This window comes from Homoserinibacter gongjuensis (genome assembly GCF_030161875.1).
Taxonomy (GTDB): domain Bacteria; phylum Actinomycetota; class Actinomycetes; order Actinomycetales; family Microbacteriaceae; genus Homoserinibacter; species Homoserinibacter gongjuensis.
Genome location: NZ_BSVA01000001.1, coordinates 1287952 through 1301159, shown reverse-complemented (window position 1 = coordinate 1301159; position 13208 = coordinate 1287952). Strand labels below are relative to the sequence as shown.

General features: G+C 71.1%; 12 protein-coding genes and 2 pseudogenes. 2 read left to right on the top strand and 12 right to left on the bottom strand.

The window, feature by feature from the left end; all coding sequences use genetic code 11:
• Nucleotides 1–43 precede the first annotated feature (43 nt).
• From QQK29_RS07035 to QQK29_RS07015, 5 genes are all read right to left on the bottom strand, one after another.
• Nucleotides 44–805: an enoyl-CoA hydratase/isomerase family protein gene (locus tag QQK29_RS07035; protein ID WP_284299007.1), complete on the bottom strand. Its 762-nt coding sequence runs from the start codon at nucleotides 803–805 to the stop codon at nucleotides 44–46.
• A gap of 57 nt (nucleotides 806–862) precedes the next feature.
• Nucleotides 863–1207, bottom strand: a complete 345-nt coding sequence (locus tag QQK29_RS07030; protein WP_284299006.1) for a hypothetical protein — start codon at nucleotides 1205–1207, stop codon at nucleotides 863–865.
• Nucleotides 1208–1222: 15 nt separating this feature from the next.
• Nucleotides 1223–1588, bottom strand: coding sequence for a hypothetical protein (locus QQK29_RS07025; protein ID WP_284299004.1), 366 nt, complete (start codon nucleotides 1586–1588; stop codon nucleotides 1223–1225).
• 190 nt (nucleotides 1589–1778) lie between these two features.
• On the bottom strand, nucleotides 1779–2123 hold the full coding sequence (locus tag QQK29_RS07020) for a DUF2200 domain-containing protein (RefSeq protein WP_284299001.1): 345 nt from the start codon (nucleotides 2121–2123) through the stop codon (nucleotides 1779–1781).
• 138 nt (nucleotides 2124–2261) lie between these two features.
• Complete coding sequence (locus tag QQK29_RS07015) at nucleotides 2262–3170, bottom strand: cytochrome b/b6 domain-containing protein (protein WP_284298999.1); 909 nt, start codon at nucleotides 3168–3170, stop codon at nucleotides 2262–2264.
• 278 nt (nucleotides 3171–3448) lie between these two features.
• On the opposite strand from QQK29_RS07015, the gene rlmC reads away from it, so the two are divergent.
• Nucleotides 3449–4585 carry a 23S rRNA (uracil(747)-C(5))-methyltransferase RlmC gene (rlmC, locus tag QQK29_RS07010; RefSeq protein ID WP_284298997.1) on the top strand — a complete coding sequence of 379 codons (1137 nt, stop codon included), beginning with the start codon at nucleotides 3449–3451 and terminating at the stop codon, nucleotides 4583–4585.
• A 55-nt stretch (nucleotides 4586–4640) separates the two neighbouring features.
• Here the strand turns inward: rlmC and QQK29_RS07005 are convergent, their stop codons facing one another.
• From QQK29_RS07005 to QQK29_RS18565, 7 genes and pseudogenes are all read right to left on the bottom strand, one after another.
• Nucleotides 4641–5510: a DUF5979 domain-containing protein gene (locus QQK29_RS07005; RefSeq protein ID WP_284298995.1), complete on the bottom strand. Its 870-nt coding sequence runs from the start codon at nucleotides 5508–5510 to the stop codon at nucleotides 4641–4643.
• Nucleotides 5431–8415, bottom strand: a complete 2985-nt coding sequence (locus QQK29_RS07000) for a hypothetical protein (protein ID WP_284298993.1) — start codon at nucleotides 8413–8415, stop codon at nucleotides 5431–5433. The genes QQK29_RS07005 and QQK29_RS07000 overlap by 80 nt, the downstream gene beginning before the upstream one ends.
• A gap of 258 nt (nucleotides 8416–8673) precedes the next feature.
• Nucleotides 8674–9456 carry a hypothetical protein gene (locus QQK29_RS06995; protein ID WP_284298990.1) on the bottom strand — a complete coding sequence of 261 codons (783 nt, stop codon included), beginning with the start codon at nucleotides 9454–9456 and terminating at the stop codon, nucleotides 8674–8676.
• Nucleotides 9374–10603 carry a COG1361 family protein gene (locus tag QQK29_RS06990; RefSeq protein ID WP_284298988.1) on the bottom strand — a complete coding sequence of 410 codons (1230 nt, stop codon included), beginning with the start codon at nucleotides 10601–10603 and terminating at the stop codon, nucleotides 9374–9376. Before QQK29_RS06990 ends, QQK29_RS06995 begins: the two co-directional genes overlap by 83 nt.
• A 171-nt stretch (nucleotides 10604–10774) precedes the next feature.
• Entirely contained in the window at nucleotides 10775–11797 is a 1023-nt protein-coding gene (locus QQK29_RS18575; protein WP_431308803.1) for a hypothetical protein, read from the bottom strand.
• A 51-nt stretch (nucleotides 11798–11848) separates the two neighbouring features.
• A pseudogene (locus QQK29_RS18570) lies at nucleotides 11849–11926 on the bottom strand (hypothetical protein); the annotation flags it as partial.
• Between the two features lie 50 nt (nucleotides 11927–11976).
• Nucleotides 11977–12498: pseudogene (locus QQK29_RS18565) on the bottom strand (RNA polymerase sigma factor); the annotation flags it as partial.
• Between the two features lie 327 nt (nucleotides 12499–12825).
• On the opposite strand from QQK29_RS18565, the gene QQK29_RS06980 reads away from it, so the two are divergent.
• The gene (locus tag QQK29_RS06980) at nucleotides 12826–13125 is read left to right on the top strand and encodes a hypothetical protein (protein ID WP_284298983.1); all 300 of its coding nucleotides are present in this window, start codon (nucleotides 12826–12828) and stop codon (nucleotides 13123–13125) included.
• Nucleotides 13126–13208 lie beyond the last annotated feature (83 nt).

Sequence of the window (13208 nt, the reverse complement as noted above, 5' to 3'; positions counted from 1 at the left end):
ACCCCGCGGTGACGGGGGTTTCGAGACGCCGCTTCGCGGCTCCTCAACCCGCTGAGCCGGCGAACGCCGCCGTCAGCCGGCGCGCCTCGGGCGTCTCGTACGCCGCCCCGATCGAGCGCGCCTCCGCGTCGAGCTGCTCGCGCAGGCTCGTGTGGGCAGCGTCCCGCACGAGTCGTTTCGCGCGGCCGTATGCGGATGCGGCACCATCGATCCACGCGCGCGCCACGGCCTCCGCGCGGGTGCCGACCTCGGCATCCGCAACGACCTCTGCCGCAAGACCCCACTCGACGGCCTCGGCACCCGACAGCATGCGCGGCGTCAGCACGAGCTGCAGTGCCCGTCGCTCGCCGACCGCGCGCGCCAGTTGCGCCGACACCGACAAGTCGGGCGTGAGGCCCATGTTGGCGTAGAGGCTGCCGAGCTTCGAGCTCTCGCCCACGACCGCGTAGTCGCCCGACAACAGGATGCCGAGGCCGCCACCCGCTGTAGTTCCGTGCGCCGCGACCGCCACCGGCAGCTCCGACTCGACGAGCGCGAGGATGCCGCGGTTGATCACCCCGGCGAGCTCGGTGAGGCCCTCTCCCGACCCCAGCTCGACCATCGCCCGCACGTCACCGCCCGCGCAGAACGCCGGGCCGTTGGCGTCGATGAGCACCGCGGCCACATCATCCCGCACGACCGCCTCGGCGGTGATGTCTGCCCAGGCGTGCGCGGTCGCATCGTCGAACGCGTTGAGCCGCTCGGGCCGGTTGAGGGTGATGCGGGCGAGGCCCCGGTCGACGGTGAACAGGATCGGCTCGGTCATGTGCGCGACGGTATCACCGCGCGCTGGCCGCAGGGATCGTCAGTGTTCCCTGGCGAGCTAGGTGTGATCAGGGAGCCCGTAATTGGGTAGGTAGCCGGATGCCACCCGCTGAGCGGCGACCGGATCGAGAGTGGACAGCACCTGGCGGATACCCGACGCGCCCACGTAGATCTCAGCGTCCTCCAGGACCCACGTGCCGACGTAGGCGATCGACTCGATGTCGGGCGCACGCTCAACTAGCGCCGCGACAAGCTGCGCCAACGACGTCACCTCCCGCGAGAGCCTTTCGACCTCTTCGTCCGCCGCATCCATCAGGTCGTGGTCGGCGTCCGTGAGTTCCTTGCGGTGCTCGGGGCGATGAAACCTCCACCACTGTGTGGCCAGCTCGTTCAACTGGTCCATCGAGATCTACCCAACTCATCTCCCCACAGGGCTCGTCACTCGAGCCGTTGCTGGCGAACGCGGCCCCAGCGCTTTGCGGCGGATCAGATACGCAACCCATAGCCCCACCGCCGCGAACCAACTCACCGGCGCCGCGAGCACGACGACCGCCCAGAACCACGAGCCGTGCCCACCGCAGCTGCCGTCTTGCCAGCCTCCGGCGAGCGCCATCACGAGGTAGACGCCGAAACCAAGGATGAGCCCAGCGAGTGTGGCGGTCACAGCTGCCGAACGTAGGCCCTGCAACCGTGCATCGGCGCCACTCGAGGGTCCGGTGAGCCAGATGCTTCCGGCCAGAACGGACACGAAGAGGACCGCATAACTGATCGCGAGGGTGATCACCCCACGATCGTCCGCGCTGCTCCGACTCGCCCACCCATCGGCGAGGAAGAGCCGCACCCTGCAGGCAGATCGATGAAGGCCGCTACTCCGACACTGGCACCCACGGCGAGGACGATCGACCCACCGAGCGCTCGCCGAGACCATGGTGCCGGTAAAGCCGACCGACTCGACCCTCCGTTGCCGCTGCCCGTCACGGCGTGCGCAGCACCTTCTCCATCGCCTTGCCGCGGGCGAGCTCGTCGACGAGCTTGTCGAGGTAGCGCAGCTTCTGCATGAGCGGGTCGTCGATCTGCTCGACGCGCACGCCGCAGATCACGCCCGTGATGAGCGAGGCGTTCGGGTTGATGTGCGCCTGTGCGAAGAACTCCTCGAACGTCGTGCCCGACTCGAGATGCCGCTGCAGCTCGGCCTCATCGAACCCCGTGAGCCACTCGATCACCTCGTCGAGCTCGGCGCGCGTGCGCCCCTTCTTCTCCACCTTCTCCACATAGAACGGGTAGACGGATGCGACGCTCTTGCTGAAGATCCGGTGCATGCCGGCCAGCGTATCCCGACCCCTCCGAGACGTCACTTGGGGTCCCGCCACCCGCCCACCAGGCCACACACCGACCCGCCGGGGTCAGCAGCTTCCGGAGTCACCACCCCGCCGCCGCCGGACAGCTGCATCGCCGCCTCAGCGGCGCAGGACCTCGCCGAAGGCGGCCGCGATCCGGTCGATGACCGTGGGGCGGATGAGGGCCCAGCCCGCCGCGATCGCCAGCAGCGCCAGCGCGAAGACGCCGAACCCGATCCAATCCCCTGCATCCCGCGAGGCGAACATGTAGTTGAGGTTGCGCAGCGCGCCGGTCAGCAGCACGAGCGTCACGTGCGCCACCACGAACGCCACGAAGTAGATCATCACCGGCAGGTGCACGGCCTGCGCCACCGCGAAGGGGTAGGCGCGGTTCAGGCGATCGGCATGCCGCGGCCAGAAGGCCGACATCCGCGCGCCCGTCACGATCGCGAGGGGAGCCGCCACGAACACGGTGGTGAAGTAGCTCAGCTGCTGCAGGCTGTTGTAGTTCACCCAGCTGTTCTCGAGCGGCCAGTCGAGGGACGCGTACTGCAACCCCGCCGAGAGGGCGTTCGGGATGACGTCCCAGCTGGTCGGCACGATGCGCATCCACTGCCCCGTCGCGAAGAGCAGCACGACGTAGATCACGCCGTTCGCGATCCAGAACACGTCGAGGCTCAGGTGGAGCCACACGGTGATGCTCATGCGGCGCTTGCGGTTACGCTTCGAGGTCCAGAGGGCGGGCGGCCGCTTTTCGAGGCGTGACGTCAGGCCGGTGCGCACGATGAGCACGAGCAGGAAGAGGTTGAAGAAGTGCTGCCAGCCGAGCCACGCGGGCAGTCCGACGGGCGCGTCATCCGGCAGGGGGTAGGAGCCGGGGAACCTCTCGATGAACTCCGCGACGGGCTCGAGTCCGCGCAGCCACCGCGCGAACAGCACGACCGCGGCCGCGAGCAGCACGAGCACGATACCGACGACGAGCCACCGCATCCACCGACGCCCGGATGCGGGGGTCGGCTCGGTGGTCACAAGCGACCAGGGTAGCGAACCCACGCTCCGCATTCGGCGGGCGAAAGTCCTGCGAGACCGCGCATCCGACGCCGAAACAGGCCGTTTGAGCGTTCGATGAGCGGTCTCGGCGTGAACGCGGGCCGAAGGGGTCGACGCACGGCCCGCCGCACACCCGCATCCGATGTCGAAAATGCAGGAGAACTCGGGCGTGTCTGCGCACACAGCCCCGCCACCTCCGCGGCTCCGCCCGGCGACTCCTGCATTTTCGACAACGGCACAGCGCGTATCGTGACCGGGTGCAGTGCGACTACTTCGATGCGGCGGTGTGCCGCTCGTGCACGCTCATGGGGGTCGACTACGACGCCCAGCTCGCCGGCAAGGTCGCGCACGCCGAGCGGCTGCTCGCACCGTGGACGGATGCCGCCGAGGCCCAGGTGCAGTGGCTCCCGCCCGTCGCGAGCCGACCCGAGGCCTTCCGCAACAAGGCGAAGATGGTGGTCGGCGGCACGGCCGACGCCCCCACCCTCGGCATCCTCGACGCTGCCCGCCGCGGTGTCGACCTACGCGGATGCGGTGTGCTGTCCGAGGGACTGCGCGCCGCGTTGCCGCCCATCGCGGCGTTCATCACGCGCGCGCAGCTGACGCCGTACGACATCCCCGCGCGCCGCGGCGAGCTCAAGAACGTGCTGCTCACCGAATCGCCCGATGGCCGTCTCATGCTGCGCTTCGTGCTGCGCTCGAGCGAGTCGCTCTCCCGCATCCGCAAGCACCTGCCCGGCCTGCTCGCCGAGCTGCCGCAGCTCGCCGTGGTCACCGCGAACCTGTTGCCGGAGCACAAGGCCGTGCTCGAGGGCGAGCTCGAGGTGCCGCTCACCGCCGACGAGACCCTCGCGATGCGGCTCGACGACGTGACACTGCACTTGCGGCCGGGCAGCTTCTTCCAGACGAACACCGAGATCGCGGCCGGTCTCTACCGGCAGGCGCGCGAGTGGCTCGACGAGCTCGCCTCCGCATCCGTGTGGGACCTGTACTGCGGCGTCGGCGGCTTCGCGCTGCATGTGGCGGCCCCCGGCCGTCGAGTGCGCGGCATCGAGGTGAGCGCCCCCGCGATCGAGTCGGCCCGGATGTCGGCGACCGAGGCCGGAGTGGACGCGACCTTCGAGGTGGGCGACGCGACCGCCATCACGGGGATCGACGCCCCCGACGCGGTGATCGTCAACCCGCCCCGGCGCGGGCTCGGCGCCGAGCTGTGCGCGACCCTCGAGACCTCGTCGGTCGGCACGGTCGTCTACTCGAGCTGCAACACCGAGAGCCTCGCGCGCGATCTCGCCGCGATGCCGAGCCTGCGGCCGCGCCGCATCCGGGTGTTCGACATGTTCCCGCAGACCGACCACTACGAGGTCATGGTGCTGCTGCAGCGCTCAGCGGACTGACCGCCGACCGCGGCGCCCGGCCGGACCTGGGAAGAATCCGGCCGGGCCGCCTCGATCAACCCCGCGCGCGGCGCCGACGGTCGATCGCCAGGAGTGCCGCTCCCGCGGCGAACGCCGCGAGCACGAGCGAGCCGAAGCCGATGAGCTGACCGGAGTCGACCCCCGTCGACGAGAGCGACCCGGTGGCCGGCACCCGCGGCGCGTAGTGGTTCTCCATCGTCACGAGCTGGGCGGCGGGCACCGCATCGCTCGGCGACCCGGCGACCAGGATGTCGACCTGCTGCGCACCGACCGGGTCACGCCGCGCCTCGCCGAACTCGCCCACGTCGCCGCTCTCGGCGAGCTCGCACTGCGCACCCAGCGGGATGCCGTCGAGTCGCGCGGTGCCCGGAAGCGGAACGGTCAGCGTGGCGAGTGCGCCCAGCTCGACCGGCACCCGTGTGGCGCCGTCGCCCGCCGGCACGGTGCAGCTCGCATCGGCGGTGACCTCGCTCGGTGCGAGCGAGAGCAGTCCGCTCACCGTCTTTTCGACGGCGGCCGAGCCCACGAGCAGCTGCACGCCCACCCTCTCGGGTGCTCGCCGCAGCGAACCACCCGTGGAGAGCACCGCGGTCACGCCCACCTGGTTCCAGGCGCGCTCGCTCGGGCCCGTGTTCAGCCGCGGCACGACCGCATCGGCGGTCGGCACGTCGCCCGGCTGCCACGGCACGTTGACCGTGCGGTACTGGAAGTGCACGCTCGCCCCCGGTGCGAAGGTGCCCGCCGCGGTGGTGGTGAAGTCGAGCGTCACCCGGATGCCGGTGATCTCGGCGGCGTCGCCCGCGTAGTCGGCCAGCGGCTGCCAGCTATCGGCACTGCAGTCGAGGTCGCTCGGCCAGTTCGAAGTGGCCCCGGTTCCGACACACGGCGCGGGCGAGGTGGTCACCTCGTAGGTGACGGTCGTTCCGGCCGGCACCCTCGGCCGGGAACCCGGCGACCGTGGTCTCCTGGATTCCGTAGTCGAGGTCGAACACCGGCCGCCAGTCCGACCCGCGCGCGCTGCCGGTCGCGAGCAGCCGGTCACCCGGTGCGGGCAGCGGCTCCACGAAGGTCAGGCGCGTGTACGGCGTCGTGCCCGTGTTGGCGGCGCCGAGGCGCCACTCATCGGTTGCGCCGATCACCGTGGAGGGCACACACACCGAGCGGTAGAAGCCACCGTCGGTCGCGACACACGGCAGGGCGGGGTCGCTGATGTTGGTGGCGCCGTCGACGAGCGTGCCGTCGATCTCACCGCGCACCTCCTTCTCGGCGTACAGCAGCGGGCCGGCCTGCGGGCTCACGAAGTTCGAGGTGCCGCACTGGTTCTCCTCGAGGTCCGGCAGCACGCCCTGCCCGTTGCCGGACACGTTCGTGCAGGCTCCCGCGGCGAACACCTGATCGGTGTCGACCCAGAAGGTGTTCACGGCGCGCTGGCCCGCGGTGAGCCCCGGCAGCAGCGTCATGTTGACGGTGATGACGAAGCGGTCACCGGGCGCGAGCACCGCATCCGCCGGGAAGGCGAAGGTGAGGTTGCTCGCCGAGGCCTGGCTCACCGTGATGCCCGACGAGGGCATCCCCGGTGCGGCGGTGTTGTCGTAGCTGGGCGCCGAGCCGTCGTAGCGCAGCGAGGGCCCCATCTCGTCCACGATCTCGTTCACCGCGATGAACGAGGTGCCCGTGTTGGTCACCTGCAGCGTCCACGGGTACGGCTCACCCGGCTGCACCTCCTTCATGCCTCCCGCCTCGACCTCCTTGCGCACGTCGATGCGCGGGGTGCCGGTGGAGAGCAGGATCGTGATGCCCGTGTCGGCGGCCGAGGCCGGCAGGCCGTCGTGCTCCGCGAGCACGTCGACCTGGTTGGTGACGTCGCCGGGGAACACGGCGCCGGCGCGCAGCGTCACGGTGTAGGTGACGGTCGCCGCCCAGTCCGCGGCCGGCACGGTCGCCGAGAACGGCCGACCGTCGGCGTTGTCGAACACCACGCGGATGCCGGTGATGCGTTCCGGCTCCGACGCGGCCGCCGCGGGCAGCGCGGGAGCCGCGGGGGCCGACACGGCATCCCCGAGTAACCAGGCGGTGACACCGTCGAGCTGCACGTCGACCCGTGCGCGATCGGCGCCCGCGGGGCGTGTCACGGTGCCGAGCGAGGTGAACGCGAACGCGTCCCAGAACTCGGCTGTCGTGTCGCTGATCGTCACGACCTCGGCGGATGCGGTCGAGTCGCCGTCAGTCGCCCCCAGGGTCACCGTGAGCGGCACGTCGGGATCGGTCTCGAGGATCGTCGAGGGCGTGGCATCCTTCGACGCCGTGACGTCGAGGCCCGCCGCACGCAGCTGCACGTCCGCGGATGCGAGCGCGTTCGGCCGCGCCGTCGCACTCAGCACGGGGTCGTACGACTGGGCGAGCGTGTCATTGTCGACGCGCACTCCGCCTGCCACGAGGGCGAGCGGTTCACTGCGGGGGTGCATCCGCAGCTGGGCGTCGATCGTCATGCGGATCGTGTTGGTGGTGGCACTTCCCCGCGGGATGAGTCCGCCCGTGGTCTCGGGGTCGGTGCTCTGGTAGACGACCGAGATGCCCACGACGTCGGCGAGCGTCGCGGCGTCTGCCGCGGCGAGCGCCGCCATCGTGGTGGTCGTCACCGTCGCAGTGTCGGTCGCGTCGTCGTAGTGCCAGAGCGCCACCTGGGTCGCCGCCTGGTCCACCGGCACACCGCCGGCGACCGTGAAGTCGACATTCGTGATGGTGAAGCGCTCGAACGGGTTCGAGGCGGCGTCATACGCGTTGCCGGTGAACACGTCGGGGTCGCGATCGCTCGCCGCCGTCACGCAGTCGGTCGGGGTGCCGCACGGCACGGGGTCGGTGACCCGCAGGTACGAGGCACGCGCGGCGGCCGTGTTCCAGGTGTCGACGGTGTAGCGGATGCTGGGGTAGCCGCCCTCGGCGACGTCGCCCGGGTACGGCACGACGATGCTAGCCGGCGTCACCGTCTTCGCGGTGCCGACGCCCGGCGGGGTGTCGAGCAGCGTCACGTCGTCGCTCGCGTCGCGCGTCGTGCCATCGGCGTCGACCCGGAAGGCGTTGCGTACGACGCCGTCATCGGCGGCGTTGAACGCCGTCGACCCGGTGACCCAGGCATCCGCACCCGACGGAACCCGCAGGGCGTTACGCAGCTGCCACTGCAGCCAGAGCGAGCGCGGTGTCGCACTCGAGGCGACGCCGCTGCCGGGGGCGGGTCGGCCCGGCTCGCTGCTCGCGGCGCGTGCAGCATCGTTCGGCTCGACCGTGATGCGCACGCCCGTGGCGCTGCGCAGGGTGTCGAGGGCGGCGCCGCTCGGGTTGTACCCGACGAAGCCGGTTCCGTTCATCCAGCCGCCTCCGGGGGCCGGCACGGTGGTCCAGCTGCCGCCCACGAACAGCTCGATCTGCGACACGATGTCCCAGCGCAGGAGCGAGTCCTGCCCGTAGCTCACCGCGCGGATGCCGGTGAGGTCGAACGCCTGGAAGACAGTGGAGGCCGGGGTCGTCTCCTGACCCGGCAGCGGGTCGCTCAGGTGAACACGGTCATAGCCGGGAACGGTCACGCCCCAGCTGTGCAGCGTGCGCGCGGTCGACCCGGTCTGGGAGTTCAGGGTCGTGAGGTCGCTCGACCAGTTGTCGGTGACCCAGCGCTTGCCGCCGAGCAGCGTGCCCGGTCCCGAGCCGTAGTCGACGATGCTGACGGTGCGGGCGTCGTCGACCTCGTCGGCCTCGACCGTGAGGCCGCCGGAGACGCCCTCACCATCGGCGGTCGCCGTGTTGTCGTAGGCCACGGGAGTTCCTCGCTCACGGTCGTCGGGCCGCCGCTGCGCAGGGTGCCGGCCGCCTCGAAGACCACGTTCGGCCGCACGATCGTGCCCTGCGCGAATCCGTCTGCCTTGTCGTAGCTGAAGCGCAGGCCCGTGATGTCGTCGGCACCGGCCGCACCCAGCAGCACGACGAGGTCGGCGCTGTAGGGGCGCTCGCGCTCGGCACGGCGCTCGCGAGCGTCGTCCAGGTGCCCGGGGCGCTGCCGGTGCGGTACTCGACCGTCATCGTGGCACCCGCGGGGATGTCCACGAACGAGATCGTGCGCGCGCGGAAGGCGTCCCAGAAGGCGGTGGCGTCATCCGCGGGGTCCCAGGCGTCCTCGACGACGATGCGGGTCGGCGCGACGCGCGACGACTGGGACGAGGTCGTCGTCGTGAGCTGGGTGAGCACCGTGCCCCCGGCGTCACGAGCGCGGGCCGCACGGTCTTCTCGAGCTCGAGCGCGACCTCGGGGAAGTAGATCCGCACGTCGTCGCTGGCCGTCTCGGTGTCGGTGCCGGCGGGGTTCGTGCCGGTCACGCCGACGACGTTCGCGACGTCCTCATAGAAGGGGGCGGCATCAGCGATCATGCCGGGATCCGTCTGCACCGTGAAGGTCGCGCCTGCCGTGGTGCCCTCGGCGATCTCGCCGGTGTAGCTGAGCGTGAAGCCCGTGATCCAGTCGCCGGATGCGGGGGTCGGCGCGGTCGGTGCACCGGTCGCCGAGATCGGGTCGGTCTGGTCGGATGCCGAGGCGAAGTGCCACACGACGGTGCCCGCCGTGGCGCCGCTCGGCCAGGTCCAGCCGGTGAAGCCGGCGAAAGTCAGCTCCTCGGAGAGGAACGCGCCGGAGCCCGGCTCCTCGATCACGAGCGAGGTGAGCGGCCCGTTCGAGGCGTTGCGGGCCGCAAGCGCGACGCTGAACTCGCCACCGGCCGGAACCTCACCCGGCGTGATGGTCTTGCCGGGCGTGACGCGCACGTTGAGCGGCCCGATCTGCAGGGCCGCGGACGCCGTACGGCTCACGGGAGCCGCATCCGGAACCCGCACGGTGGCGCCGACGGTGTTGTTGACCGTCGCACCGGTGGCCACCAGGCCATCGCCGGTGCTGCGGTTGGTGGTGCGCTGCGCGACCTCGACGCACTCGGTGGCCCCGGTGCCGTTCGCCGCGATGTGGGCACCCGTGGCGCTGGAGGAGTAGGTGAAGCGGATGCCGCCCACCTCTTCGTCGGTGAGCGTCGGCAGCGTGGGGGTCGCCGCGGGCACGCCGGAGATCCAGTGCCACGGGCCGCTCGCGCTGTCGCGTACGTAGAGGTCGACCTGCACCTGGTCGGCCCCGGCCGGAAGCGCGGAGGGTGCACAGGCCGACGAAGTCGACGAAGGTGAAGGGGTTGTTCGCATCGAGCTCGCCGGCGGCGTTGTCGGGGGCGACGACGGGATCCTGCAGCACGAGCGTCTCGGCGTCGACGTTGGAGACGTTGCGGGCACCGATCTGGAAGGTCGCGTGCTGACCGGGGTTGTAGAGCTGGGAGCCGGGCGACCAGCTCTTGCTGGCCGCGACATCCACGGTGATCGGCACGTCGACCGTCACCCGGGCGGTGTCCTGCACGTTGTGCACCATGGTGGTGGCGGCGTCCGCGGTGGCCGTGTTGTCGACGGCGGTGTTGCGGTGCGGCCAGGCAGGTGTGAGGTCACTCGGCACGGTGAGCGTGAGGCTCACCCGGTAGGTGGTGCCGGCGGGGATGCCCACCTGCTCCACGCCGGCGAGGGTGCCCAGCGGCGTCAGGAAGGCGACGTCGAGCGTGCACGGGTCGACGAGCGGACCCCCGACGGCGCAGCCGGTGAGCTGCGCGTCGATCGCCGCCGACGGCGGGTTCGTCTGGAGGTTGTTGATCGTGAACCCGGCGAACTCAGCGGGAAGCGGATCGGTCAGCACGGCGTCGATGCAGGGGTTGTCGTCACAGCCGACCACGAGGTTGTAGGTGAAGCTGCCGCCCGGTTGCGTCGTGATCTCCGCGGCACCGTCGACGTTCTTGTCGAGCGTGATCTGCCCGTTGTCGCCGAGGTCGGCGTAGGCGGGCGCACCGACGGCGAGCATGCCGACGGCGAGCAGCATGGCGGTGAGAGCCGAGAGGAACACGCGCACCCGGCCCGCACTGCGGGAGGGGCGCACGACATGACGGCGGGCAGGGGAATGCATCGGTTTCGGATTCCTTCGCAGGGGGTGGGAAGCAGGTCGGAGGCGTCAGGGCACGCGCATCCGTACATAGAGAGAGATCGCCGAGGTGCGTGATCGTGACGCGGTTTCGCGGAATCCGTGCGCCGCGCCTCGGGGCGAGGTGCCTCAGGAGTCGAAGACGACGACGATTCTCTGCACGACCGTGGGCGTGAGGGCCTGGATCGTCAGCACGCCGTCGACGACGGTCGCGGCCGGCTGCGAGCCGTCGAGCGTCGTGAGGTAGGCCGTGCCGGAACCGGGCGCGATGAGCGCGATCGCCACCTGCTCGCCGGCGGCCAGCTCGAGGGGGCCGTCGAGTCGCACACCGCCGATGTCGACGGCATCCTCGACGATCTCGATGCGCCAGTCGACGACCCCGAAGCTCTCGTCCACGGACCAGTCGCTCGTGCTGAACGCCGCGACGATCGCCGTCGCATCCGCCGTGGAGACGTATCGGATGGCGCCGCCGGGAAGGGTCTGCTGCTCGGTCGAGGTGGCCGGGATGCGGTACTCACCCGTGGGCATCTCGAAGAAGATGTCGCCCGCGCCGAGCGCGGTATCGGACACCCAGGTGACGGTGGCGAACGCCAGGGTGCCGGTCAGGGCGAGGCTCGGATGATCGCGGTCGACCACGGTGACGGCCCCGGTGAGCGCCGTCTGCGGCAGCGTCACCGTCGGGATCTCGGGCTGCTCGGGCTCCTGGGGCGGCACCTGCGGAGGAGGGCCGCTGGGGGCGGGAGGCCGCGGCGGTGGCGACGCGTCGGTCGGCGGCTCGGGCGCCTCCGTGGCGGGCGGCGTCTCCTGCGGGGTGTCGTCGTTCGAGGTGTCGGGCAGGGGATCGCTCGACGGCGCGGGTGGTGCGGGCGACGGGGGCGCTGCGACATCGGTGGGCTCGCCGCCGAGCACGCCGGCCACCGCGAGCGCCACCATCGCGATCACGATGATCCCCGCCGCCGCGATGGCGACCGTGCCGCCCTTCGTCACCCGCCAGGATGCCGCGCGCACACCGCCGCTCGCGGTCTGTGCCGAGGTCGCATCCCCGCGGTCCGCACGCTGAGCCGCCAGGCCGGCGGCGCCGACGCCTCCCAGCACGAACGGTGCGACGACGAACGCCAGGCCCCGGTCGACCTCGGCCACCTCGGCGGCCATCGCCCGACAGTCCGCGCACTCGGCGAGATGCGCGTCGACCTTCCGCCTGTCACGGCGGGAGAGGGACCCGCGTACGTACGCCCCGAGGCGCCTGGCGGTGTCGCGGCACGCGGGTCGATCATCGCCCACCGCACCCAGATGCTCGACGAGGTAGGCCTCGCGGAGCCCTCACGCGCGCGCACGAGCAACGCCGACACGCCGTTGGGACTCACTCCGAGCAACGGCGCGATCGCGGCGGGCTTCATCCCCTCGACCACGTGGTACCAGAGGGCGGCTTGCCAGCGCTCGGGCAATGAGGCGAAGGCGCGTTGCACGACCTCGGATTCGAAAGCCGTCACCGCGGGGTCGACCGCCTCGCCCGGCTTCTCGTAGGCGGTGAGATCGTCCACGGTGATCGCACGCGATTCCCGCTCGCGCAGGGCGGCGGCGCCATTGCGCACTGCAGTGTAGAGGTACGGGCGGAATGCCTCCTCCGGGCCTTTGCCCGCGCGGAACGCCGCGAGCACTCCGACGAAGGCATCCGATACGACATCATCGGCGGCCACCGGGGTGCCGCTCGTCAGGCGGGCGGCGAGCATGCGGGCGGCATCGGCATGCCGGGCGAAGAGCGCACCGTAGGCGTCCGCATCGCCGTCACGGGTGCGACGGATGAGCTCGGCGTCGGAGGGCTCGGTCGCGAACGGCTCGACTGCTGATGTCATGACGCGCGACGGCCCTCCCCCGCATGGATACTCCGCTCCCCGCTAGACGAGTGCGGAGCTGCACGAACGTGACGCGAAACGAGCAGATCGGGTCGGATGGTGCCAGCCCACCCGGCACGACCGTAGCACCGCCCCCTTTCACGATGCAGGCACACCTGGCCATAGCAGCCTCGGCACGCCCCCGCAAGGCCCCGTCGGTTTTTGGACGAGATGTCCAGTTGCGGGAGATGATGAAGCGGTCGGGCAGCACGACAGCCCGATCCCCCGGATCGTCACCACGAGAGGACGAGACATGACCACCACACTCATCCCCCGGCTCACGTCACCGTGCCCATGGGCACCCGTTGGTCTGCCGTCGCGGAAGGGCTGTGGGCGGGTACCCGCGACGGCGACTTCCTCGGCACCGTGGAGTTCGTCGACGGCGGATTCGTGACCTCCGACCAGCACGGGGCGCGCATCGGCCGCTCGCACTCCCTCGCGGCGGCCCAGCGGCTCGTCGACGGCGCACCCCTCGAGGAGACCGTGCTCACCTGGCGCGAGGAGCGCACCGCTCTCGCGGCCGGCTGGCTCGGCTTCGGCGCTCTCGCCCTCACCGCCGTCGCCCTCGCCGCCCACCTGTTCTTCTAGCCGCCGCGCTTCTCGGCGCCCGCCTCCCGGCCGCCGCCTCCCGGCGCACCCCTTCGGGGGTGTCGGTCGCGGCACCTAGGCTG